A 22,270-nucleotide genomic window follows, 5' to 3' on the forward strand; every position below is an offset into this window, starting at 1 on the left:
TTCACTCGGCTCAGCCGACCGCCGAGTAACCCGTCAGGGTGATGCTGGAGTACTCATCCTCCAGGGTGATCACGGCGAGGTTCACTTCGGTCGCCGTATCCTCGCCGATCGCCTGCACGTCGACCGCGAAGCCGGCGAAGTTGCCTTCAATGTCCACGCAGACATTGACCTCGGGGTCGGCGTTGTACTCGCTGTCGTAGTTCACGTCCGTGTCGAAATCGACGTAAACCTCGAGATTGAAGTCATAGTTGACGTCGAGTTCCCAATCGAAGTCGCTGCTGCCACCATGGTCACCGCCGCCATTGTACGGATAAGTCATGACGCTCTCCATTTCCCAAGATCGGCACATCGCCGACGATCAAAACTGTATGTTCTTCAAGTTCTCAATTCAAAAGGGCAATGGGTGTATGATCCGAAGTGGTATGGGATTGTATTTGCCGGTTAAAATATAATTCGATCCGGTAATCGAAATTATTTCTTCAATCGATCCCGAGTACGACATTTACAATCGCGGACGACAATTGATCCTCCACCGCAAGAGCCACCACATCGACGGTCACGAGGCTGTCTTCGGCTACCGCAGCGGCGGATACATCGAACCAGGCGAGATTGCCGTCGATGGTGAAAGCAGCATCTCCATCGCCGCCGCACCCGCAGTCATAGCCAGCGGCGGGCGGCAGTTCCTCCAGCGGCGCCGGCCCGCTCCCGTCGGGGGGGGCCTCCACCGCGCCGGCCGCGTCGGTGCTGCCCGGCATGTCATCGATGTCGAGGGCGAAAAGCACGCTTTGCGCGCTTGCGTACCAGGCCGCCCCCTCCGGCTCCTGCACGTATTCCGTCACCGAGGTGTTCAGCGTCACGCCGCGATCCGCATCGCCCGTGAGCTCGGCATAGGAGAAGGCCCCCGCATAGGCGCCTCCGTCGCCCTCGCCGGCGGCAACGAAGCTGGCGGAGCCGAAGGCGATCTGCATGTCGGCATCGCCCGCGAGGATGGCCTCCACCTCGGCCACCGCCAGCGTGTCCTCGCCGACGGCCGTCGCCTCTCCGCCGATGGCCATCGCCATGCCCGTCCCGCCATCGCCGCTGGAGGGGCCCGACTGCACATCCGAGGCAATCTCCAGCGCGTGGACGGTCTCGCCGTCCTCCGTCGCCGAGATCTCCGAAACCGCGAAGTCAAAAGTCTGGCCGACACTGGAATTGACGGTGAATGACATGGCGCCACCCGTGCTCGTGCCTGTGGCGGGTCCGGCCGCGCCGGGCTGCCCGTCAGGCGGTCCAATAAAGAAGGGGGCTGGCACCCGATGAACGCTCGGCTGCGCATCCCCCCGTCCGATCCCCCGGCACGCAGCACCCGCCCGCGACCGCTGCCGGTCGGGGCGGGCTCGCCGCCTATGCCAGAAGCATGATGGCGCCGCCGAGGGTCATGGCCGCGTCCGGCAGCGGTGCCGAATGGCCATTGGCGGATGCCATCTGCTGCATCTCGCTGCCCATCCGCAGGACCGACCGCAGGATGGGTACGGCCTCGGCATCCGGCAGCACGTCACTGGCCGAAACGCTGTCGAACTCGGGATTGATGACAAAGAACTCGTCGAGCCGGACGCTGACCTCGTAGCCGTTGCTGACGAAGGTGATGATCAGGTCATTCGGGTCGCAGTCGGCCCGCTCGAGGAAGAGCGTCTCGCCATTCGCCGCGCCGAGCGAGGCATCCGTCGACCAGTTGCTGAAGCCGACCAGCCGGTCGCCCTCGCGAAGGTTGAATTCCTGCACCGTCCCGCATCCCTGGAGATCCGACAGGTCGTACACGTCGGCGCCGGTCTGGCAGACCATGGCCGCATCGTCGCAGGAATATTCGGAATTGGTTGGCGTCAGCGCATCGCAGGACAGACAATCGCCGCTGCCGGCATCGCCGTCGCCCATCTCGCCGACATCCTCGTCCTGTACGGACGCATCGCCCGGCGCGCCGTCCCCGGCGTCGATCTCCTCGTCGAGTTCCTCATCCACCGCCTCGGCGGCCTGGACCTCTTCGCCGCCACCGCCGCCTTCCGCGGCTGCCGCCTCTCCCGAGCCGTCACCTCCATAGGGGCTGCCGCAGGTCACCGAAATCGAGGGGTCCGCGCCGCAGGCTTCGAGATCGACGCCGAACAGGTTCACGTCGCCATTGTCTCCCGACGCGCTGATCAGGTTCAGGCCGCCGCCACCCCCACCGGAGCTGAAGCTGCCGCCCACGCGCGGCACCACCAGCAGGTCGCCGACATCGGGATCGGGAGAGGAGCCGCGACCGCCGCCATCGCCGCCATGGACCGGCCCGTCGCCGCCTCCCGGCGGGTCGATCAACACGACACCCGGCTTCGGCACCACGCCGGGCTGGCCCGGATCGATCGGATCGGTGGGGTCCGTCGGGTCGGTCGGATCCGTGGGATCGGTTGGGTCCGTGGGATCCGTGGGGTCTGTCGGATCGGTAGGATCCGTCGGCACCGCCAGATTGAAATCGACGGCGCCGAGCAGGTTCGCGGTCACGCTCGACATCTGGTCCTCGACCGTCAGCGCTTCGACCACGCTCTCGACGAAGCTGTCCACCCCCCAGGCGGTGTTGGTGAGTTCGAAGGTCGCAAGGTTCCCGAACATCGTGAGCGGCGGGCTCCAGCCGTTGCCGGAGAGCGTGATGTCGGTGCCGATCGAGAGAACCAGCGGCCCGCCGGCGGGCGTATAGCCGGCAATGTCGATGGCCAGATACTCGACCTCGATCTCCTGCGCCGTCCACGCCATCAGACCGCATTGCCCGCCCATCGTCGTGGTGGTCTGGATCTGCAGGATGATGTCGGCGCCACAAGTGTCGAACGCCGCGTCGGTCGATGCCAGCAGGGCCTGGTCGAAGCCACCGCTGGCGAAGGACGACAGGTTCGCCTGCCCCTGCGCCAGCGCGCCCCAGCTGAAGGAGGTGATTTCCAGCATCGCGAAGACGTCGACATTGGTGTCCTGCCCCACGGCCACCGCCATGGGCGACACGCCGACCGACAGGCCGGAATCGCCAATCTCGGGAACCCAGCACACGCTCGAGATCAGGTCCTCGAAGAAATCCGGCAGCGCGACGCTCGCCAGGAGCTCCGCGATGATCTGTTCGGGATTGCTGCCCATTGCGCCGGAAGACGTATCGGGCACTGCCGCAGAGCTGTCGGTCGCCATCGCACTTCCCCACGTCTGGTGTTCTCAACCATTAATATTACTTGCCGGGCGCGCGGGGTACGGCGGCAAAGGGCGATGAAACCTTAGAGTGAAACCTGCCTGAAGGGATTATGACCTTAGGACTCAACAATGCCGGAAGGAGAACGGCAGCGCTTGCCCGCAGGGGTTTGCCGGCGCTGCGACGTTGACCGAACGCCGTCCGCCGTCGACATTGCGCCGCATCATCCCCGCCCAGCCAAACCTCAGGAGACGCCGATGGCGCAGTTCCACATGATCCCCGACGCGCCGCGGCCGGTCGCTCCCTTCAGCCATGCGGTCGAAGCGGACGGCTGGGTCTTCGTCACCGGCCAGATGCCGACCTGGCCGGACGACGACGCCCGCGCCCTGCCGGAAGGCGTGGAGGCGCAGACGCGGCGGGTGATGGACAACCTCGTCCTCGTGCTGGCCGGCATCGGCCTCGACCTGTCGCATGTCGTGCAGGCGCGCGTCTTCCTCACCGAGTTCAAGCGCGACTACGCCGCGATGAACGCCGTCTATGCGTCCTATTTCCCGCAGGACCGGCGGCCGGCGCGCACCTGCGTTGGCGTCACCGGCCTGGCGCGCGACGCGCTGGTCGAAATCGACTTCATCGCCCACAGGCCGGGCTGACGCGCCTCAGATCACCCGCACGTCGAGGGTGCCCACACCCTCGACGCTACCCTTGAGATGGTCGCCTCGCACCACGGGACCGACGCCCGCCGGCGTGCCGGACATGATCAGGTCGCCCGGTTGCAGCGTGAATAGGCCGGAGAGGTAGGAGATCATCTCCGGCACCTTCCAGATCATCTGGTTGAGGTCGCCCTGCTGGCGCAGCTCGCCATTCACCGTCAGCCACACCTTCCCCGTGTCGGGATGGCCGATCTCGGCCGCCGGCACCAGTGGCGAGCACGGCGCCGAGGCCTCGAACGCCTTGCCGACTTCCCACGGGCGACCGAGCTTCTTGGCCTCGCCCTGCAGGTCGCGCCGCGTCATGTCGAGCCCGACGCCGTAGCCCCACACATGGCCGAGCGCCTCGGCGACCGGGATGTCCACCCCGCCCCGGCCGATGGCGACCAGCATCTCCAGCTCGTAATGCACGTCGTTCGAGTGGCCCGGATAGGGGAAGGTGCCGTCGACGATCACATTGTCCGGGTTCTTCTGGAAGAAGAAGGGCGGCTCCTTGTCCGGGTCGTGCCCCATCTCGATGGCGTGCTCCGCATAGTTGCGGCCGACGCAGTAGATGCGGTGGATCGGGAACAGCCGGTCCGTCCCCGCCACCGGAAGCGCCGGTATGCCGGGCGGCACGATCACATAGGTGGAAGCGGCGGAGGAGCTCATGGCGGGTTTCCCGGAGTTGGCGGCGGATATGACGCCCATCGGGATTTCCACGCCTGTTGCGCGAGGTCAAGGACGCTGGCGTCCGACGGCGATCTGTGTCGTCCTGTCGTCAAGGGCGACCGCAACACTGGCCCGAACGCGAAGACGAGGAGCGGAGACGAAAACATGGACACCGCCACCCGGCCGGCGCGCGGCCACGGCAATTACGAGGAACTCATCGCCCGCGCCAGCGAGGTCGAGCCGCTGCCCACCGCCGTCGCGCACCCCTGCGACGCCTCCTCGCTGCGCGGCGCGATGGATGCCGCGCAGGCGGGCTTCATCATCCCTATTCTCGTCGGTCCCACCGCCCGCATCCGCGCCGTCGCCGAGAGCGAAGGCATCGATATCGGTGACGCCGAGATCGTGGACACGCCGCACTCCGTCGCCTCCGCCGCCCGCGCCGTCGAGCTGGTGCGGGAGGGCCGCGCCGCCTTCCTGATGAAGGGCAGCCTGCACAGCGACGAGCTGCTGGCCGCCGTCACCGCCCGCGACACCGGGCTGCGCACCGGCCGGCGCGTCAGCCACGTCTTCCTCATGGACGTGCCGTCCTATCCCGAGCCGCTCTTCGTCACCGACGCCGCGGTCAACATCTTCCCGGACCTCGACGCCAAGCGCGACATCGTGCAGAACGCCATCGACCTGCATGTCGGGCTCGGCCTCGGCCGGCCGCGCGTCGCCATCCTCTCGGCGGTGGAGACGGTGACGACCAGCATCCCCAGCACGCTGGAGGCCGCGGCCCTCTGCAAGATGGCAGATCGTGGCCAGATCACCGGCGCCGATCTCGACGGGCCGCTGGCGCTCGACAACGCCATCTCGCCGGAGGCCGCCCGCATCAAGGGCATCGTCTCCACGGTCGCCGGCCGGGCGCAGATCCTCGTCGCGCCGGATCTCGAGGCCGGCAACATGCTGGCGAAGAACCTCACCTTCATGGCCGGGGCCGATGCCGCCGGCATCGTGCTCGGCGCGCGCGTGCCGATCATCCTCACCAGCCGCGCCGACACGCTGAAGACCCGCCTCGCCTCCTGCGCCGTGGCGGTGCTCTACGCCAAGGCCCGCCAGGCCGCGCCCGGTCTGGGGGGCTGAGCGGTGAGCGAGGCCCTGTTCGTCGTCAACGCCGGCAGCTCCAGCATCAAGTTCAAGCTCTACCGCGCGGTCGGCCACGATGTGGCGCTGATCCTCGGCGGCGCGCTCGACGGCATCGGCGCCCGCCCGCGCCTCCACGCGAAGGACGAGATCGGCAATGTCCTCACCGATCGCAGCTTCGCGCCGGACGAGGTCGCCAAGGCCTCCGACGCCCAGCACGCCATCGGCGACTGGATCGTGCCCTATCTCGCCGAGCACGAGCTGATCGGCGTCGGCCACCGCGTCGTGCATGGCGGGCCGCATTATTCCCACCCGGAGCTGGTGGACGACGAGGTGCTGCGCACGCTGGAGAGCTTCATCCCGCTGGCGCCGCTGCACCAGCTCACCAATCTCGACCCGATCCGCGTCATCCGCGCGCGGCGGCCCGACCTGCCGCAGGTGGCCTGCTTCGACACCGCCTTCCATCGCGGCCACCCGGAGATCGCCGACCGCTTCGCCCTGCCGAACGACCTCTATGAGGACGGCGTGCGCCGCTACGGCTTTCACGGCCTCTCCTACGAGTACGTGTCCGGCGCGCTGCGCGAGCTGGCGCCGGAGCTGGCGCGCGGGCGGGTGGTGATCTGCCATCTCGGCTCGGGCGCCTCCGCCTGCGGCCTGCTCGACGGCCGCAGCATGGAAAGCACGATGGGCTTCACTGCCCTCGACGGACTGCCCATGGGCACGCGCTGCGGCGCGCTCGATCCGGGCGTGGTGCTGCATCTCATCGAGCAGAAGGGCATGAGCGCCGCCGAAGTCGGCCGCCTGCTCTACAACAACAGCGGGCTCAAGGGCCTCTCGGGCGTCAGCAACGACATGCGCGAGCTGCTGGCGAGCGATGCGCCCGCCGCCGCCATGGCGATCGACTATTTCACCCTGCACGTCGCGCAGGCGGTGGCCCAGCTGGCCGTGACCCTCGGCGGCCTCGACGCCCTGGTCTTCACCGCCGGCATCGGCGAGCGCTCGCCGGAAGTCCGCGCCCGCGTCGGCGCCCGGCTCGGCCTGCTCGGCATGTCGCTCGACGAGGTCGCCAACGCCGCCAATGAAACGTGGATCGACGCCGACGGGCCGGGTCCCAGCGTGCTGGTCATCCCGACCGACGAGGAGCGGATGATCGCCCTCGCCACGCTGAGGCTGCTGCGCGCGGGGACGTGAAAACCGACCCCGCACGGCCGCGGGAGTGGCCGGGCTCCCTCTCCCCAACGGGACGGGGGAGCTATGGGCCGGGGTCCATGAGCGCCAGTCAGCTCCGGCGGCGGACGGCGGGCGTCGAGCTGTTCAGAGCCACGGCGGCGCGGATGAGCGCCTTCAGCGCTTCCGCGTCGATCGCCTCGCCCTCGCGGATGTCGATGGCCCGCCGCACATGGCCCTCGAGGCTGGAATTGAACAGGCCGGCGGGGTCCTCCAGCGAGGCGCCTCTGGCGAAGGTCAGCTTCACCACGCTCTTATAGGCCTCGCCGGTGCAGAGGATGCCGGCATGCGACCACACCGGCACGCGCCACTTCCATTCCTCCACCACCTCGGGATCGGCCTGCCGGATGAGCGCGCGGACGCGGGCGAGCGTCTCCCCGCGCCAGCCGCCGAGTTCGGCGATCCGTTCGTCGATGAGATCGGAGGCAGGTCTGCCCTCTTGCGGCTCGTTTTTCATCATGAGGGACCCTCTCGCTAGCCCGCCCAGCCGGGAAGCGCCGCCGCTTGCCGAACCCAGCGCGCCACGCGTTCCTCGTCGATCGGCTCGCCCTCGCGGATGTGGAAGTAGCGCGTGTTCGAGTCCTTGGACTCGACGGGCGGCAGCGGGTCCAGCGATGCGCCGCGGAAGAAGGTCAGCTTGATGTAGCGGTTGAAGCAGTGGACGCTGAGGAACCAGCCTTGGCCCTCCACGCCGTAGAGCGGCGAATTCCATTTCACCGCCTTCTGCACGCCGGGCACGGTGCGCTCGATCAGCGCGTCGAGGCGGCGTCCGGCCTCGCTCTTCCAGGCCGGCAGGGCGGCGATATAGGCCTGCACGGGCGCGTCGCCATAGCCCTTGGCGATCTGCGGATTACCGCCGGAGAGCAGCTTCGGGGGAGCGGCCCCGTCCTTGTCGGCCTTCGTGGATTTGCCGGACGCATTCTTGGCAGAGGCGGCGGGTGCTTCCTTCATGGAACCCTCCTGTCGGCCGGATCTCTAATCCTCCAGCAGCGCCACGAGCCGCGCCGCGGCCTCGAAGTCGCGGAAGCGCGTCGCGCGGCGCTCCAGCGCCTCCGCGTCGGCGCCCCAGAGCTGCTCCTGTATCTCCTCGTCGGCATGGGCGGCGCGCCAGCCCTCCTCCGCCGTCAGCCGTCCGCGTGCGACCGCCAGCGCGATCACCGCCGATCCGCTCAGCGTGGTCATCAGATTGAGCGCGGCGAGGCGCAGCGGGTCCGTCGGCAGCGCGGCGCCGATCAGTTCCAGCGTGCGCGGCGGCTGCTCGACATAGAGAATGCCCTCGCTGAGCATGAACACCGCGCCGAAGGTCTCGCGCGCCCAGTCGAGCAGCGGATCCCACAGCTCGCCCTGCAGCGCCACCAGCTTCTCCGGCGCGTCGGCCCGGTAGCAGAGAAGGTCGCTGCCGGCATAGCGCACGATCTCGCCGGCCACCTCGCCCATGGCGCCGGCCACGCCGTCGAGAGCCGAATTGGCGAGGCGGGTCATCGGCATGCGCATCGGGTCGATGAACTCGCCCTGCCCACGCCACTCCTCCGCCAGCGCCTCCGCCAGTGCGCGGCTCGGCACGGCCACCAGATTGCGGCCCGGCGTGCGTACGGGGCGGCCGTCCAGCTCGATGCGGAACAGGCCCTCCCCGGCGGCGTTCGCCTCGGCGGCCGTGTAGAAGCGCTTGGGCAGCTTGCGCTCGCCGCCGAAGCCCGGTGGCAGCGCGGCGGCCTTGTCGCGTTCCTCGCTCACGCCACGGGCTCCCACATCTCGTCGATGACGCCGACCAGCGTGTCGGCGTCGGACACCAGTCGCTCGGCGCCGGACTGGCGGAGCGTCTCGCGCGGATGATAGCCCCAGGTGACGCCGATGGCGCGGGCGCCGGCGGCGCGGGCCATCACCATGTCGAAGCTGGTGTCGCCGATCAGCACCGTGTCCTCGGCATGGACGCCGGTCGCGGCCATGGCCTGAAGCACCATTGCCGGGTGCGGCTTGGAAGGCGCGTCGTCGGCGGTCTGGATGGTCACGAAGCGGCCGTCGAGGCCATGATGGCCGAGCACGGCGGCCACGCCGCGCTGCGACTTGCCGGTGGCGATGCCGAGCAGCACGTCCTCGCGCGCCGAGAGCTTGTCCAGCACGCCGCGCACGCCGGGGAACAGCGGCTCGAAGAAACCCGGCTCGGTGCGCAGCTCGCGGAACGCCTCGCGGTAGAGGTCGGCCAGCCGCTCGGCCGGAAAATGCGGATCGTCGTCGCCGAGCCGGCGCATGGCCTCGACGAGGGACAGGCCGACAATGCCCAGCACCGCCTCGCGCGGCGGCAGCGCCAGCTCGGCGCGCGCAAAGGCGCGGGTCATGGCGGCGACGATCACATGCTGGCTGTCGACCAGCGTGCCGTCACAATCGAAGAGAACAAGTTTCACGACGCGGACTTCCGGCAAGGCAACAGGGTGATGGCGCCGGGGCCGGTGGTGGGCGGTGACGGGCTCGAACCGCCGACCCTCTCGGTGTAAACGAGATGCTCTACCAACTGAGCTAACCGCCCGCGGAAACCCGCCGGCAGGCGCAGGAAGCGCGATCCGCTCCCAACCTGCCTGCCGAAGCCGGCTCCGGCCATAGCGCCGAGCCAGCCGCCATTAAGCATCCGTGAAGCGATGCGACAAGACCCCGCGGTGCCGCATCGCATGGCGCGGCTGGCCGGAGGGGTCACGGCCCGGCCCGCAGGCCGGACGCCGATCCGCCGGCCGTAGCCGGCGGATGCGCGCCGCTGACGCCGCACCGCGCCCCGGCAGCCTTGCACGGGGGGCGCGACGCTCAGCGCGGAAAGGATCAACCGTTGACGGTTTCCTTCAGGCCCTTGCCGGGCGTGAACTTCGGAGCCTTCGAGGCTTCGATCTTGACCGGCTTGCCGGTGCGCGGGTTACGGCCCTCGCGCGCAGCGCGGGTCACGACGGAGAAGCTGCCGAAGCCGATGAGCTTCACTTCTTCGCCGGCCTTCAGCGAGGCGGCAATGGCGTCGAAGGTCGCGTCGACCGCGGCCGCGGCGGCGGCCTTCGTCAGCTTGGCCTGCTCGGCCACGGCGGCGACGAGTTCGTTCTTCGTGGTCATTTGACCGGTCCTTCCCTTGATTGCACAAGAATCGTCGATCGCATGCACCGACGACGGGCGGGCACCCTTTCTCCAAAATGCGGCGATTGCAAGCGTCCCGGCTCAGGAACCCGCACAAATACACGACTTCCGCACATTCTGCGGTATTAAAACACCTCAAAACCGCGCAAGTCCCATCGCCTGCAATTTGGGCGACTACGACCTTTCGTCCCTCGCCCGCCGGGCCTTGAAAAGAAAAGCGGCGGCGCCCTTTGGGGACGCCGCCGCTCGGTTGGGCGGGAAACCGGCCCGGGGACGCGGAGGCGCCACCCGGGACGGACCTTCTTCAGCTCAGTGCGCCGCGAGGCCGCCGGCCTCGTCGCGGGCGATCACCGGTTCGACCTCGGCGGCCGGGGCGATCGGCTTCTCCTCCCAGACGATCGGCTCAGGCTGGCGCGTCAGGGCGTGGTGCAGCACCTCGTCCATCCGCGACACCGGCACGATCTCCAGCGCGTTCTTCACGTTGTCCGGGATCTCGGCGAGATCCTTGGCGTTCTCCTCGGGGATCAGCACCTTCTTGATGCCGGCCCGCAGCGCCGCCAGCAGCTTCTCCTTGAGGCCGCCGATCGGCAGCACCCGGCCGCGCAGCGTGACCTCGCCGGTCATGGCGACGTCGCGGCGGATCGGGATGCCGGTCAGCACCGAGGTGAGCACCGTCGCCATGGCGACGCCGGCCGAGGGCCCGTCCTTCGGGGTCGCCCCCTCGGGAACGTGCACGTGGATGTCGCGCCGGTCGAACAGCGGCGGCTCGATGCCGAAATCGACGGCGCGCGAGCGGACATAGGAAGCCGCCGCCGAGATCGATTCCTTCATCACGTCGCGCAGGTTGCCGGTGACCGTCATCTTGCCCTTGCCGGGCATCATGACGCCTTCGATCGTCAGGATCTCGCCGCCGACCTCGGTCCAGGCGAGGCCGGTGACGACGCCGACCTGGTCCTCGGTCTCGGCCTCGCCGTAGCGGAACTTCGGCGCGCCGAGATAGTCCTCCAGCGTCTTGGCCGTGACCTTGATCACCTTCTTCTTGGTGAGCATGAGATCCTTCACCGCCTTGCGGGCGAGGTTGGAGATCTCGCGCTCCAGGTTGCGCACGCCCGCCTCCCGCGTGTAGCGGCGGACCAGCGTGAGCAGGGCCTCGTTGTCGATCGACCACTCCTTGGGCTGCAGGCCGTGCTTGGCCAGCGCCTGCGGGATGAGGTGGCGGCGGGCGATCTCGACCTTCTCGTCCTCCGTGTAGCCGGCGATGCGGATCACCTCCATGCGGTCCAGAAGGGCCGGCGGGATGTTCAGCGTGTTCGCCGTCGTCACGAACATCACGTTCGAGAGGTCGTAGTCGACCTCGAGATAGTGGTCGTTGAAGGTGTGGTTCTGCTCGGGGTCCAGGACCTCCAGCAGCGCCGAGGACGGATCGCCGCGGAAGTCCGCACCCATCTTGTCGATCTCGTCGAGCAGGAAGAGCGGGTTGGACTTCTTGGCCTTGCGCATCGACTGGATGATCTTGCCGGGCATCGAGCCGATATAGGTCCGGCGGTGGCCGCGGATCTCCGCCTCGTCGCGCACGCCGCCGAGGGCGACGCGCACATATTCGCGGCCCGTCGCCTTGGCGATGGACTTGGCGAGCGAGGTCTTGCCGACGCCGGGCGGGCCGACGAGGCACAGGATCGGGCCCGTCAGCTTGTTCTGGCGGCTCTGCACGGCGAGATACTCGACGATGCGGTCCTTCACCTTGTCGAGGCCGAAGTGATCCGTGTCGAGCACGTTCTGGGCGAAGGGCAGGTCCTTCTTGACCTTGCTCCGGTTGCCCCACGGGATCGACAGCAGCCAGTCGAGATAGTTGCGCACCACGGTCGCCTCGGCCGACATGGGCGACATCTGGCGGAGCTTCTTCAGCTCGTGCGTCGCCTTCTCGCGGGCTTCCTTGGTGAGCTTGACCGTCTTGATGCGCTCTTCCAGCTCGGCCAGCTCGTCGCGGCCGTCCTCGCCGTCGCCCAGCTCCTTCTGGATCGCCTTCATCTGCTCGTTGAGGTAGTACTCGCGCTGGGTCTTCTCCATCTGGCGCTTGACGCGCGTGCGGATGCGCTTCTCGACCTGAAGGACCGAGATTTCGCTTTCCATCAGCGAGAGCACCTTCTCAAGGCGCGTCGTGACCTTGAGGATCTCCAGCACCGCCTGCTTCTCGGGGATCTTGACCGCGAGATGCGAGGCCACGGTGTCCGCCAGCTTCGAGTGGTCCTCGATCTGGGTGACGACGCCGACGACCTCCGGCGAGACCTTCTTGTTCAGCTTCACATAGCTGTCGAACTCGGCCAGCACCGAACGCCCCAGCGCCTCGGCCTCGACCTTGGAGCCGGTGTCCTCTTCCAGCGCCATCGCCTCCGCCTCGTAGAGGTCGGTGCGGTCGGTGTAGTGGCTCACCTTGGCGCGCGAGATGCCCTCGACCAGCACCTTCACCGTGCCGTCGGGCAGCTTCAGCAGCTGCAGCACCGAGGCCAGCGTGCCGATCTTGTAGATCGAGCTGGTGGACGGGTCGTCGTCGGACGCGTTCTCCTGGGTCGCCAGCAGGATGAAGGTGTCGTTCCGCATCACCTCCTCGAGGGCGCGGATGGACTTCTCGCGGCCGACGAACAGGGGCACGATCATGTGCGGGAAGACAACGATGTCGCGCAGCGGAAGAACGGGAAAGGTCTGCGGGACGCCGGGCGTGAGCGCGGTGCGAGGCTTGGGGCTCGTCATGGCTCTTTCCTTTCTGTTGACGGCCGGCGCCGTGCCCCCGCGACGGGCGTCGCGAGGCGGAACCGTGCCGCAATGCGGCCGGAACGCGAACGTGGATCTCTGTGCGGGAGCAGCGTGAGGCGCGCGAAGCACGTCGATGCGGTCGAGGACCGGTGGTTAGGGCTCAGATGGATATGGCCCGGCTGCCCGTCAAGGGAGCCCCCCATGTCCCTGGCCGGGCGCATACGCCCGGCCCTGCCCGCCGCCGGCCCCTCAGGCACTCGCGCCCGCATCGCCGGCCGCGCGGTCCGCGTAGATGTAGAGCGGACGCGCATTCTGCTCGACGACCTCCTTGGAGATGACGACCTCCTCGACCCCTTCCAGGCCGGGCAAATCGAACATCGTGTCGAGCAGGATGCCTTCCATGATCGAGCGCAGGCCGCGCGCGCCGGTCTTGCGCTCGATGGCCTTGCGGGCGATGGCGCCCAGCGCTTCCTCGTGAATGGTCAGCTCGACGTTCTCCATCTCGAACAGCCGCTGGTACTGCTTGACCAGCGCGTTCTTCGGCTCCGCGAGGATCTTCTTCAGAGCCTCCTCGTCGAGATCGCCGAGGGTGGCGATCACCGGCAGACGGCCGATGAATTCCGGGATCAGCCCGTACTTCAGCAGATCCTCGGGCTCGACCTCGCGGAACACTTCGCCCGGCTTGCGGTCTTCGGGCGCGGCGACCACCGCCCCGAAGCCGATCGAGGTGCCCTTGCCGCGCGAGGAGATGATCTTGTCGAGGCCGGCGAAGGCGCCGCCGCAGATGAACAGGATGTTGCTCGTATCCACCTGCAGGAACTCCTGCTGGGGATGCTTGCGTCCGCCCTGCGGCGGCACGGAGGCGACCGTGCCTTCCATGATCTTCAGCAGCGCCTGCTGCACGCCCTCGCCCGAGACGTCGCGGGTGATCGAGGGGTTGTCGGACTTGCGGCTGATCTTGTCGATCTCGTCGATGTAGACGATGCCACGCTGCGCCCGCTCGACATTGTAGTCGGCCGACTGCAGCAGCTTGAGGATGATGTTCTCGACGTCCTCGCCGACATAGCCCGCCTCGGTGAGCGTGGTCGCGTCCGCCATGGTGAAGGGCACGTCCAGGATGCGGGCGAGCGTCTGCGCGAGCAGCGTCTTGCCCGAGCCGGTGGGCCCGATCAGCAGGATGTTGGACTTGGCCAGCTCGACGTCACCGGCGTGCTTGGTCGCGTGGTTCAGGCGCTTGTAGTGATTGTGCACCGCCACCGAGAGGACGCGCTTGGCATGGAACTGGCCGATCACGTAGTCGTCCAGGACCTTGCAGATTTCCTTCGGGGTCGGAATGCCGTCGCGTGACTTCACCAGCGAGGACTTGTTCTCCTCGCGGATGATGTCCATGCACAGCTCGACGCATTCATCGCAGATGAACACGGTCGGTCCCGCAATAAGCTTGCGGACCTCGTGCTGGCTCTTGCCGCAGAACGAGCAATAAAGAGTATTCTTGCTGTCGCCGCCGCCAACCTTGCTCATGCGTCTCTCCGTCCGCTCGGCGATCCAGGCTTCGCCCGGGACCGCCCCAGTCTCGCAGGCCGCCGCGGGCCTCCAAGGGGGGAGAAACGCGACGGCTCGAAAAGGCCGTCAAAAGGAAGCGACTAAAGGGTCCAATCGATCGACCTAGCCAAGCATGCTTGGATCGACACGATCAAGAAGGCATTCGAACCATCCCCGACTTAGCGCGGATAGGGCGCCTGCCCCGTCGTCCCCTGTCACACCTCCCGGCGACACTTCATCCAGATGTCATGCAAGCGCGATACCGCGATGCACGCAAGTCCGCGCTTCACATCCGCGCGGACCTGCACCTCAATATAGGAAGCCGGCGTGGCTTCGGAAACACGGCGTCAACGCCCGTCAGGGCTTGGCCGGCGCCTCATCCGGGCGCTTGTCGATCACATTATCGATAAGTCCGAAGGACTTGGCGACATCCGAGGTCATGAAGTTGTCGCGCTCCAGCGCGTCCTCGACCGCCTGCAGGTCCTGCCCGGTGTGCTTCACATAGATCTCGTTGAGCCGCTTCTTGAGGCTCAGGATCTCCTGCGCGTGCAGCATGATGTCGGTCACCTGGCCCTGGAAGCCGCCCGAGGGCTGGTGCACCATGATTCGCGCGTTCGGCAGCGCGAAGCGCATGCCCTTCTCGCCCGCGGTCAGCAGCAGCGAGCCCATCGAGGCCGCCTGGCCGATGCACAGCGTCGACACCGCCGGCTTGATGAACTGCATCGTGTCGTAGATGGCGAGACCCGACGTCACCACTCCGCCCGGGGAGTTGATGTACATCGAGATTTCCTTCTTCGGGTTCTCCGCCTCGAGGAACAGGAGCTGCGCGACCATGAGGGTCGACATGTTGTCCTCGACCGGGCCGGTCAGGAAGATGATGCGCTCCTTCAGGAGGCGCGAATAAATGTCGTAGGAACGCTCGCCCCGGTTGGTCTGCTCGACCACCATCGGGACCAGATAATTCATGTAAGTATCAATCGGGTCACGCATATTCCGTTCCTCAGCGGGCCGGCGGCGAACGCCTCCCGCGAATCCACCCCCACCCACAATAATGGGAAAGCGCGTCCCCGCCAGTCCGCAGGGCCAATAAGCCGCGGACAACGGAGCCACGCCTTTGGGGCGCGGCTCCACCGGCTACCGGCGACCTCAGGCCGCCTTGTCTTCCTCGTCCTCGGCGTAGAGTTCCTCGCGCGAAACGGGGATCTCGTTGACCTTGGCGAGTTCGAGCAGGAAGTCGACGACCTTCTCCTCGAAGATCGGCGCGCGAAGGCTCGCGAGCGCCTGGGCGTTCTTGCGATAGAACTCCCAGACCTGCTGTTCCTGCCCGGGGAACTGGCGGGCACGCTCGACGACGGCGCGGGTCACTTCGTCGTCGGTGACCTGGATGTTGTTCTTCTCACCGATTTCCGCAAGGACCAGGCCGAGGCGCACGCGGCGCTGGGCGATCTTCTCGTAGTCGGCGCGGGCAGCCTCCTCGGTGGTGCCCTCGTCGGCGAAGGTACGGTTCTGCGCCTGCATCTCCGAGGTCACCGAATCCCAGATGCCCTGGAACTCCTGCTCGGCCAGCGTCGGCGGCACCTCGAACTGGTGCAGGCCGTCCAGCGCATCGAGCAGGCGGCGCTTCACCTTGTTGCGGCTCTGCGCGTTGTGCTCCTGGGCGATGCGGCTCTTCACCTGCTCCTTGAGCGCGTCGAGGCTGTCCATGCCGAGCGTCTTGGCGAATTCGTCGTCGATCGTCAGCTCGGCGGGCGACTCGATCATCTTGGCGGTCACCTCGAAGGAGGCGGCCTTACCGGCGAGATGCGCGGCCTGGTAGTTCTCGGGGAAGGTGACGTTGACCGTGCGGGTCTCGTCTTCCTTGATGCCGACCAGCTGGTCCTCGAAGCCGGGGATGAAGCTGTTGGAGCCCAGCACCACCGGGACGTCCTCGCCCGAGCCGCCCTCGAACTTCTCGCCGTCGATCGAGCCGACGAAGGAGACGGTGACGCGGTCGCCGTTCTCGGCGGCGGCGTCCGGCTTGGCGGCGTAGGGGCGGTTGGCCTCGGCGATGCGGTTGACGGTCTCCGCGACCTCCTCGTCACTCACCGCGAGCACCGGCTTGTCGAGCGCGATCGACTTGAAGTCGCCGAGCTCGATCTTCGGCAGCACCTCGATGCCGACCGTGTAGGACAGGTCGGCCTTGCCCTCGATCACCTCGTTGACCGCCGCCTCGTCCTGCGGCAGCTCGACCTTCGGCTGCATGGCGAGCTTGAAGCCGTTGTCCTCGACGATCTTGGTGTTGGCCTCGTTCACCGCCTGGTCGATCACCTCGGCGAGCACCGACTTGCCGTACATGCGCTTGAGGTGCGCAACCGGCACCTTGCCGGGGCGGAAGCCGTTGAGACGGACCTTGTCCTTGAGGTCGTTCAGGCGCGCATTGGCCTTGGCGTCGAGTTCGGCGGCCGGCAGCACCACGCGATATTCGCGCTTGAGACCTTCGGCGAGGAGTTCGGTGACCTGCATTTTCAATCGGCCTTCGTCTTGTTTGCCGCTTGCGCGGAGCTCTCGAATTTCTGGGTACGAGCACGGCGCCTCGGCGCCATGAGCCTCGCTTCGGTGCACATCGGTCGGGAGGCGGCGCCGGACAAGGGCGAGAGCTGGTGCGGGCGGAGGGACTCGAACCCCCACGACTCTCGCCACTGGAACCTAAATCCAGCGCGTCTACCAGTTCCGCCACGCCCGCGTATGCGTTCCAACACCCCGCAGGGCGCACAAACGCGTACCCGAGAGGGAGCCGCCTGCCGGGTGCGGGCTTATAACACGGCGCTGCCGCAGCGCCAGCCCTAAATGCGCGGGCGCGCGTCCCGCCGAAAGCCCGTCCCGGCCTGCTCCTATATGGAGAGCCCGAGATCGAGAAACAACCGCCGATAGACCGGCCGCAGTGCCTCGATCAGGTCGTCCGCCACCAGCCCCGGCCCGGCCTCCCGCGCCGCCTCGCCGTGCAGCCAGACGCCGGCCGCCGCGGCCTCCAGCGGCGGCATGCCCTGCGCGAGCAGCCCGCCGACGATGCCCGACAGCACGTCCCCCGCCCCGGCGGTGGCCAGCCAGGGCGGTGCGTTGGCGGCGATCGCCGCCCGCCCATCCGGGCTCGCGACCACGGTGTCCGGCCCCTTCAGCAGCAGCGTCGCGCCGAGCCGCGCGGCGCCGGCCCGCGCCCGCTCCAGCCGCGAGGGCGCCTCCAGCACCTCCGGGCAGCGCGCGAAGAGCCGGGCGAATTCGCCGTCATGGGGCGTCGCCACGGCGGCGGGAGACGCCTTGATGATCGTCGCCAGCGTGTCGACGTCGCCCTTGAAGGAGGTGATGAGATCGGCGTCGAGCACCAGCCGCCGGTCGGCACAGGCCAGCAGCCGGTCGCGGGCGCCCTGCCCCACCCCGACGCCGGGGCCGATCACCACCGTCGACAGCCGCCGGTCGGTCAGCAGATGCGCCAGCCCGGCCGCGTCCTCCACCGGACGCACCATCACCGCCGACAGATTCGTCGCGTGGATGACCATCGCCGCCTCCGGGCACGCCACGGTCACGAGGCCCGCCCCCGCCCTCAGCGCCGCCCGCGCGGCGAGCCGGGTGGCGCCCGTCGCCCGCGCCGGGCCGGACACCGCCACCAGATGGCCGCGCGAATATTTGTGCCCCTGCGGGCGCGGCACCGGAAAATGCCCCGCCCAGAACTCCGGCACGTTCTCGAAGGCGCGCGGCCGCAGGACGTCGAGCGCCTCGGGCCGGATGCCGATATCGGCGACGGTCAGCGGCCCGGCGTGCAACCGGCCCGGCAGCAGCAGATGACCGGGCTTCGGCCGGAAGAAGGTGACGCTCCGGCGCGCCGTGATGGCCGCCCCTCGCACCGCCCCGGTCGCCCCGTCGATGCCGGAGGACAGGTCGACCGCCAGCACCGGCAGGCCGCTCGCGTTCACGCGCTCCACCAGCGCGCGGGCCGCGCCGTCGAGATCGCGCGCCAGCCCGGCGCCGAACAGCGCGTCGACGATGAGATCGACATCCTCCAGCGGCGCCTCGGGCGCGGCCTCCACGGGACCGCTCCAGCGCCCCGCCATGGTCGCGGCGTCGCCTCGCAACCTCTCCCGCTCGCCGAGCAGGGCCAGCCGGACACCGTAGCCCGCCCCCGCCAGATGGCGCGCCGCCACGAAGCCGTCGCCGCCATTGTTGCCCGGCCCGCACAGCACCAGGACCCGCGATCCGACGCTGGCCATCCCCGCCGCCGCCCGGGCGACGGCAAGGCCGGCCCGCTCCATCAGCACCTCGCCGGGAACGCCCGCGGCGATGGTGAAGGCATCGGCCCGCCCCATCTCGTCAGGGGTGAGAAGTTCCATGAACGCATCCCGCGTAAAGACCATTCACCCGTGGCGGATGGCGCATTTCGAAGACCGGGCGAGCTTAGGCGAAAATCGGGGCCGCGAGCGAGAAACCGGGCAGGAAGCGGCAATCGTCGGCATCTGCTCAAATTTCGCGCGCCTCTGGGCGGCATGACACCGTGATCTATGCTCAATAAGTCGGCATAATGATTATTTCTTAGCCATCTTATTGAAAAATCCGGTTTGGGGTCCCCCTAGCCGCCGTGCAATGATGTGATATCGCAGTGTTTTGGAGACGGTGAAAGGGCTTGGCATGGGTTCTGCTTCTACGCGACCCGACTCGGCCGGGCGTCGCGGATCGTCGAGTCAGGGAGACGGGATCAGATGAAGAAGATTGAGGCCATCATTAAGCCCTTCAAGCTGGACGAGGTGAAGGAAGCGCTGCAGGAAGTCGGCCTGCAGGGCATCACCGTCACGGAAGCCAAGGGCTTCGGCCGGCAGAAGGGGCATACGGAACTGTATCGCGGCGCGGAATACGTCGTCGACTTCCTGCCCAAGGTGAAGATCGAGATCGTGGTGAGCGACGAGACGGTCGAGACCGCCATCGACGCGATCCGTCGCGCCGCCCAGACGGGCCGGATCGGCGACGGCAAGATCTTCGTGTCGAACATCGAGGAAGCCATCCGCATTCGCACGGGCGAGTCGGGCGTCGACGCCATCTGACAGCAAGCGTAAGATGCTAGAGCCTATCGAGCGCGCCGCATCCTGGCCGATGCGGCGCGCATCGTTGTTCGACCATCCGCTTGGGACCCATCTGCCATGACAAAAACGGCAGTATCGAAAGAGGTACGAATAATATGACGACGGCCAAGGATGTACTGAAGCTTATCAAGGATAACGACGTAAAATATGTCGACCTGCGCTTCACCGATCCGCGCGGCAAGTGGCAGCATGTGACCTTCGACATCTCGATGGTCGATGAGGACTTCTTCGCTGAAGGACAGGCGTTCGACGGTTCGTCCATTGCCGGCTGGAAGGCGATCAACGAGTCCGACATGCACCTGCAGCCGGACCTCGATTCCGCCTGCATCGATCCGTTCTTCGCCGAGACCACGCTGGTCGTGGTGTGCGACGTGCTCGAGCCGACCACCGGCGAGCCCTACGGGCGCGATCCGCGCGGCATCTCGAAGAAGGCCGAGGCCTATCTGAAGTCGACCGGCATCGGCGACACCGTCTACATCGGTCCCGAGGCCGAGTTCTTCATCTTCGACGACGTGCGTTTCAAGGCGGATCCGTACAACACCGGCTTCAAGCTCGATTCCGTCGAGCTGCCCACCAATGGCGACACCGAATATGAAGGCGGCAACCTCGGCCACCGGGTGAAGACCAAGGGCGGCTACTTCCCGGTCCCGCCGGTCGACAGCTGCCAGGACCTGCGCGGCGAGATGCTGGCGGCCATGGCCCGCATGGGCGCCAAGGTCGAGAAGCACCACCACGAGGTGGCTTCGGCCCAGCACGAGCTCGGCCTGAAGTTCAACACCCTGGTGACGATGGCCGACCACCTGCAGGTCTACAAGTACTGCATCCATCAGGTGGCGAACGTCTACGGCAAGAGCGCGACCTTCATGCCGAAGCCGGTCTTCGGCGACAACGGCTCGGGCATGCACGTCCACCAGTCGATCTGGAAGAACGGCAAGCCGCTCTTCGCCGGCAACAAATATGCCGACCTCAGCCAGGAATGCCTGTGGTACATCGGCGGCATCATCAAGCACGCCAAGGCGCTGAACGCCTTCACCAACCCGCTGACCAACTCCTACAAGCGTCTGGTCCCGGGCTATGAGGCGCCGGTCCTGCTCGCCTATTCGGCGCGCAACCGTTCGGCCTCCTGCCGCATCCCCTACACCACCTCGCCGAAGGCGAAGCGCGTCGAGACCCGCTTCCCGGACCCCGGCGCGAACCCCTACCTCGCCTTCGCCGCGCTGCTGATGGCCGGCCTCGACGGCATCCTGAACAAGATCGATCCCGGTCCGGCGATGGACAAGGACCTCTATGATCTCCCCCCGAAGGAGCTCAAGAAGATCCCGACCGTCTGCGGTTCGCTGCGCGAGGCGCTGTCCTCGCTCGACAAGGATCGCGAGTTCCTGAAGAAGGGCGGCGTCTTCGACGACGACTTCATCAACTCCTACATCGAGCTCAAGATGACCGAGGTCATGCGCTTCGAAATGACGCCGCACCCGGTCGAGTTCGAGATGTACTACTCGGTCTGATCGGCCGGTCGTTCATCGGAAACGGAAAGGGCGCCCCGGTGGCGCCCTTTCTTTTTGGGTTGGCGGCCGCCCGCGAGGCTTGCCTCAGGCCGCGCGCGCCGTGCCGAAGAAGACCACTTCCACGCGGTCCCTGCCCTTCGCCTTCGCCTCGTAGAGCGCGGCGTCGGCCCGCTCCATCACGCCCGCGAGGGAGGCTTCGGCGTGCAGCGCCGTATGCGAGGGAACGACGTCGCCGACGGCGAGGCCGATGCTCGCCGAGCAGGTGATCGGCCCGCTGCCGAACCAGTCCGCCTGAAGCTCTTCCCGGAAGCCGCGCCGCACCTCCTCCGCCGCGTGGCGGGCGGGTAGCGGCTGCGCTACGGGTAGCAATGCTACGAACTCCTCGCCACCGATCCGCGCTACTATGGCGTCCGGTTGCAACCGAAAACGCAACACCTCCGCGAAGGCCACCAGCACCCGGTCGCCGGCGGCGTGCCCATAGGCGTCGTTGACCTGCTTGAAGCGGTCGAGATCGAGGATCATCAACGCCATCGGCCCGCCCTTGCGGCAGACGGGAAGCGCCTCCTCCATGAAGCCGCGCCGGTTCAGCAGGCCCGTCAGCGCATCGCGCTGGGCGGCGCTGCGGTAGAGCAGTTCCGAGCGCTCGCGCACCATCAGCACCAGCGTGAACGTCGCCAGTATCATGACGGCGATGCCGAGGACCCCGACCCAGACATAGCGGGGATCGGTGAACAGGCGGACATGGTTGCCCTCCCCCAGCGCGGAGGCCGCGGGAATGCGCGCCAGCATCGCGACGAACGCGACCGCCAGAAATCCCAGCGCGGCGCCGCGTATGCGCGACGGCAGGACCCAGCCACGCCAGAGCTGCCGGATCGACAGCAAGGCCAGCGCGCTGGCAAGACCCGCCCCCAGGACGATACGGCTCGCGATCCCCTCGCGGAACGGCGGAAGCTGGCAGAGCAGGATCCAGAGCACCGGCGCGATGAAAATCCAGCCGAACCCGGGACGCTTGCGGTCGAAGACACGCAATCCGGTCCAGAGCAGCCCGTAACCGAGCAGCATCGACCCGTTGGCCACCTCGATGGACAGGAAGTCGGGAATCACCCCCCGCGCCATGACGCCGGCGGTTCCGGCCACGAACAGCGCGCAGAACGCCGCCCAGTGCAGCAGCGCCGGTTCCTCCGGCGTCAGCAGCCAGACCAGCACCATGGCAGCCGCCAGCATCAGTCCCACGAACAGGACGACCGACCACAACGTCAACGGATCGAAGATCATGCGGCGGCAACGCGGCTGAATCGCTACGTAACTAATGGCAACAAGACGCGCCGGGACGCAAGTGACCCGGCCGCAACCACTCGCCACACGGGCCGAATT

At 67.5% G+C, this 22,270-nt stretch carries 21 protein-coding genes and 2 tRNA genes; 6 read left to right on the top strand and 17 right to left on the bottom strand.

The window, feature by feature from the left end; genetic code table 11:
- Positions 1–10: 10 nt before the first annotated feature.
- The 3 genes from STARVERO_RS12105 to STARVERO_RS12115 all read right to left on the bottom strand — a co-directional run bounded on the left by STARVERO_RS12105 (position 11) and on the right by STARVERO_RS12115 (position 3,180).
- Positions 11–319 (bottom strand): hypothetical protein, encoded by a 309-nt coding sequence (locus tag STARVERO_RS12105; protein ID WP_159599015.1) that lies wholly within the window; start codon positions 317–319, stop codon positions 11–13.
- A gap of 160 nt (positions 320–479) precedes the next feature.
- Positions 480–1,211 carry a hypothetical protein gene (locus STARVERO_RS12110; RefSeq protein ID WP_159599016.1) on the bottom strand — a complete coding sequence of 244 codons (732 nt, stop codon included), beginning with the start codon at positions 1,209–1,211 and terminating at the stop codon, positions 480–482.
- A 175-nt stretch (positions 1,212–1,386) separates the two neighbouring features.
- Complete coding sequence (locus STARVERO_RS12115; protein ID WP_159599017.1) at positions 1,387–3,180, bottom strand: hypothetical protein; 1,794 nt, start codon at positions 3,178–3,180, stop codon at positions 1,387–1,389.
- A gap of 255 nt (positions 3,181–3,435) precedes the next feature.
- Here STARVERO_RS12115 and STARVERO_RS12120 point away from each other — a divergent pair, with 255 nt between their 5' ends.
- On the top strand, positions 3,436–3,828 hold the full coding sequence (locus tag STARVERO_RS12120) for a RidA family protein (RefSeq protein WP_244616750.1): 393 nt from the start codon (positions 3,436–3,438) through the stop codon (positions 3,826–3,828).
- Between the two features lie 6 nt (positions 3,829–3,834).
- Here the strand turns inward: STARVERO_RS12120 and STARVERO_RS12125 are convergent, their stop codons facing one another.
- Positions 3,835–4,536, bottom strand: a complete 702-nt coding sequence (locus tag STARVERO_RS12125; RefSeq protein ID WP_159599018.1) for a fumarylacetoacetate hydrolase family protein — start codon at positions 4,534–4,536, stop codon at positions 3,835–3,837.
- On the opposite strand from STARVERO_RS12125, the gene STARVERO_RS12130 reads away from it, so the two are divergent.
- Positions 4,444–5,658, top strand: a complete 1,215-nt coding sequence (locus STARVERO_RS12130; protein ID WP_280178121.1) for a phosphate acetyltransferase — start codon at positions 4,444–4,446, stop codon at positions 5,656–5,658. The genes STARVERO_RS12125 and STARVERO_RS12130 overlap by 93 nt on opposite strands.
- A 3-nt stretch (positions 5,659–5,661) precedes the next feature.
- Positions 5,662–6,849 (top strand): acetate/propionate family kinase, encoded by a 1,188-nt coding sequence (locus STARVERO_RS12135; protein WP_159599020.1) that lies wholly within the window; start codon positions 5,662–5,664, stop codon positions 6,847–6,849.
- Positions 6,850–6,937: 88 nt separating this feature from the next.
- Here STARVERO_RS12135 and STARVERO_RS12140 read toward each other — a convergent pair whose 3' ends face one another.
- The 12 genes from STARVERO_RS12140 to STARVERO_RS12195 all read right to left on the bottom strand — a co-directional run bounded on the left by STARVERO_RS12140 (position 6,938) and on the right by STARVERO_RS12195 (position 18,647).
- Positions 6,938–7,345: a DUF1801 domain-containing protein gene (locus tag STARVERO_RS12140; RefSeq protein WP_200837785.1), complete on the bottom strand. Its 408-nt coding sequence runs from the start codon at positions 7,343–7,345 to the stop codon at positions 6,938–6,940.
- Between the two features lie 14 nt (positions 7,346–7,359).
- Positions 7,360–7,836, bottom strand: coding sequence for a DUF1801 domain-containing protein (locus tag STARVERO_RS12145; protein ID WP_159599022.1), 477 nt, complete (start codon positions 7,834–7,836; stop codon positions 7,360–7,362).
- Between the two features lie 24 nt (positions 7,837–7,860).
- Positions 7,861–8,619: an ATP12 family chaperone protein gene (locus STARVERO_RS12150; protein WP_159599024.1), complete on the bottom strand. Its 759-nt coding sequence runs from the start codon at positions 8,617–8,619 to the stop codon at positions 7,861–7,863.
- Positions 8,616–9,287 (bottom strand): HAD-IA family hydrolase, encoded by a 672-nt coding sequence (locus STARVERO_RS12155; protein WP_159599026.1) that lies wholly within the window; start codon positions 9,285–9,287, stop codon positions 8,616–8,618. Before STARVERO_RS12155 ends, STARVERO_RS12150 begins: the two co-directional genes overlap by 4 nt.
- 46 nt (positions 9,288–9,333) lie before the next feature.
- Positions 9,334–9,409 (bottom strand) — tRNA-Val (locus tag STARVERO_RS12160).
- A gap of 284 nt (positions 9,410–9,693) precedes the next feature.
- On the bottom strand, positions 9,694–9,972 hold the full coding sequence (locus STARVERO_RS12165; RefSeq protein WP_013167015.1) for an HU family DNA-binding protein: 279 nt from the start codon (positions 9,970–9,972) through the stop codon (positions 9,694–9,696).
- A 330-nt stretch (positions 9,973–10,302) separates the two neighbouring features.
- Positions 10,303–12,741 carry an endopeptidase La gene (gene lon, locus STARVERO_RS12170; protein ID WP_144342626.1) on the bottom strand — a complete coding sequence of 813 codons (2,439 nt, stop codon included), beginning with the start codon at positions 12,739–12,741 and terminating at the stop codon, positions 10,303–10,305.
- Positions 12,742–12,993: 252 nt separating this feature from the next.
- Positions 12,994–14,265, bottom strand: coding sequence for an ATP-dependent Clp protease ATP-binding subunit ClpX (gene clpX / locus STARVERO_RS12175; protein WP_144342625.1), 1,272 nt, complete (start codon positions 14,263–14,265; stop codon positions 12,994–12,996).
- Between the two features lie 378 nt (positions 14,266–14,643).
- On the bottom strand, positions 14,644–15,276 hold the full coding sequence (gene clpP, locus STARVERO_RS12180) for an ATP-dependent Clp endopeptidase proteolytic subunit ClpP (protein WP_144342624.1): 633 nt from the start codon (positions 15,274–15,276) through the stop codon (positions 14,644–14,646).
- Between the two features lie 156 nt (positions 15,277–15,432).
- Positions 15,433–16,788, bottom strand: a complete 1,356-nt coding sequence (tig, locus tag STARVERO_RS12185; protein ID WP_159601752.1) for a trigger factor — start codon at positions 16,786–16,788, stop codon at positions 15,433–15,435.
- Between the two features lie 135 nt (positions 16,789–16,923).
- Positions 16,924–17,008, bottom strand: a tRNA-Leu gene (locus STARVERO_RS12190).
- Positions 17,009–17,156: 148 nt separating this feature from the next.
- Complete coding sequence (locus tag STARVERO_RS12195; RefSeq protein WP_159599028.1) at positions 17,157–18,647, bottom strand: NAD(P)H-hydrate dehydratase; 1,491 nt, start codon at positions 18,645–18,647, stop codon at positions 17,157–17,159.
- On the opposite strand from STARVERO_RS12195, the gene STARVERO_RS12200 reads away from it, so the two are divergent.
- From STARVERO_RS12200 to glnA, 3 genes are all read left to right on the top strand, one after another.
- Positions 18,646–18,804 carry a hypothetical protein gene (locus STARVERO_RS12200; protein WP_159599030.1) on the top strand — a complete coding sequence of 53 codons (159 nt, stop codon included), beginning with the start codon at positions 18,646–18,648 and terminating at the stop codon, positions 18,802–18,804. The two genes, STARVERO_RS12195 and STARVERO_RS12200, sit on opposite strands and share 2 nt — an antisense overlap.
- Positions 18,805–19,013: 209 nt before the next feature.
- The gene (locus STARVERO_RS12205; protein WP_013167021.1) at positions 19,014–19,352 is read left to right on the top strand and encodes a P-II family nitrogen regulator; all 339 of its coding nucleotides are present in this window, start codon (positions 19,014–19,016) and stop codon (positions 19,350–19,352) included.
- A gap of 134 nt (positions 19,353–19,486) precedes the next feature.
- Positions 19,487–20,896 (top strand): type I glutamate--ammonia ligase, encoded by a 1,410-nt coding sequence (gene glnA, locus STARVERO_RS12210; protein ID WP_144342621.1) that lies wholly within the window; start codon positions 19,487–19,489, stop codon positions 20,894–20,896.
- Between the two features lie 84 nt (positions 20,897–20,980).
- Here the strand turns inward: glnA and STARVERO_RS12215 are convergent, their stop codons facing one another.
- Complete coding sequence (locus tag STARVERO_RS12215; RefSeq protein ID WP_159599032.1) at positions 20,981–22,171, bottom strand: GGDEF domain-containing protein; 1,191 nt, start codon at positions 22,169–22,171, stop codon at positions 20,981–20,983.
- Between the last annotated feature and the right edge of the window lie 99 nt (positions 22,172–22,270).

The sequence above is a fragment of the Starkeya nomas genome (genome assembly GCF_902703545.1).
Classification (GTDB): domain Bacteria; phylum Pseudomonadota; class Alphaproteobacteria; order Rhizobiales; family Xanthobacteraceae; genus Ancylobacter; species Ancylobacter moscoviensis.

Coding starts and splice junctions, on each gene's coding strand:
- clpP (WP_144342624.1), bottom strand. CDS start 15,276: ATGCGTGACCCGATTGATACTTACATGAATTATCTGGTCCCGATGGTG.
- STARVERO_RS12205 (WP_013167021.1), top strand. CDS start 19,014: ATGAAGAAGATTGAGGCCATCATTAAGCCCTTCAAGCTGGACGAGGTG.
- STARVERO_RS12105 (WP_159599015.1), bottom strand. CDS start 319: ATGACTTATCCGTACAATGGCGGCGGTGACCATGGTGGCAGCAGCGAC.
- STARVERO_RS12120 (WP_244616750.1), top strand. CDS start 3,436: ATGGCGCAGTTCCACATGATCCCCGACGCGCCGCGGCCGGTCGCTCCC.
- STARVERO_RS12145 (WP_159599022.1), bottom strand. CDS start 7,836: ATGAAGGAAGCACCCGCCGCCTCTGCCAAGAATGCGTCCGGCAAATCC.
- STARVERO_RS12200 (WP_159599030.1), top strand. CDS start 18,646: ATGAACGCATCCCGCGTAAAGACCATTCACCCGTGGCGGATGGCGCAT.
- STARVERO_RS12165 (WP_013167015.1), bottom strand. CDS start 9,972: ATGACCACGAAGAACGAACTCGTCGCCGCCGTGGCCGAGCAGGCCAAG.
- glnA (WP_144342621.1), top strand. CDS start 19,487: ATGACGACGGCCAAGGATGTACTGAAGCTTATCAAGGATAACGACGTA.
- STARVERO_RS12195 (WP_159599028.1), bottom strand. CDS start 18,647: ATGGAACTTCTCACCCCTGACGAGATGGGGCGGGCCGATGCCTTCACC.
- tig (WP_159601752.1), bottom strand. CDS start 16,788: ATGCAGGTCACCGAACTCCTCGCCGAAGGTCTCAAGCGCGAATATCGC.
- lon (WP_144342626.1), bottom strand. CDS start 12,741: ATGACGAGCCCCAAGCCTCGCACCGCGCTCACGCCCGGCGTCCCGCAG.
- STARVERO_RS12140 (WP_200837785.1), bottom strand. CDS start 7,345: ATGATGAAAAACGAGCCGCAAGAGGGCAGACCTGCCTCCGATCTCATC.
- STARVERO_RS12215 (WP_159599032.1), bottom strand. CDS start 22,171: ATGATCTTCGATCCGTTGACGTTGTGGTCGGTCGTCCTGTTCGTGGGA.
- STARVERO_RS12110 (WP_159599016.1), bottom strand. CDS start 1,211: ATGTCATTCACCGTCAATTCCAGTGTCGGCCAGACTTTTGACTTCGCG.
- clpX (WP_144342625.1), bottom strand. CDS start 14,265: ATGAGCAAGGTTGGCGGCGGCGACAGCAAGAATACTCTTTATTGCTCG.
- STARVERO_RS12125 (WP_159599018.1), bottom strand. CDS start 4,536: ATGAGCTCCTCCGCCGCTTCCACCTATGTGATCGTGCCGCCCGGCATA.
- STARVERO_RS12115 (WP_159599017.1), bottom strand. CDS start 3,180: ATGGCGACCGACAGCTCTGCGGCAGTGCCCGATACGTCTTCCGGCGCA.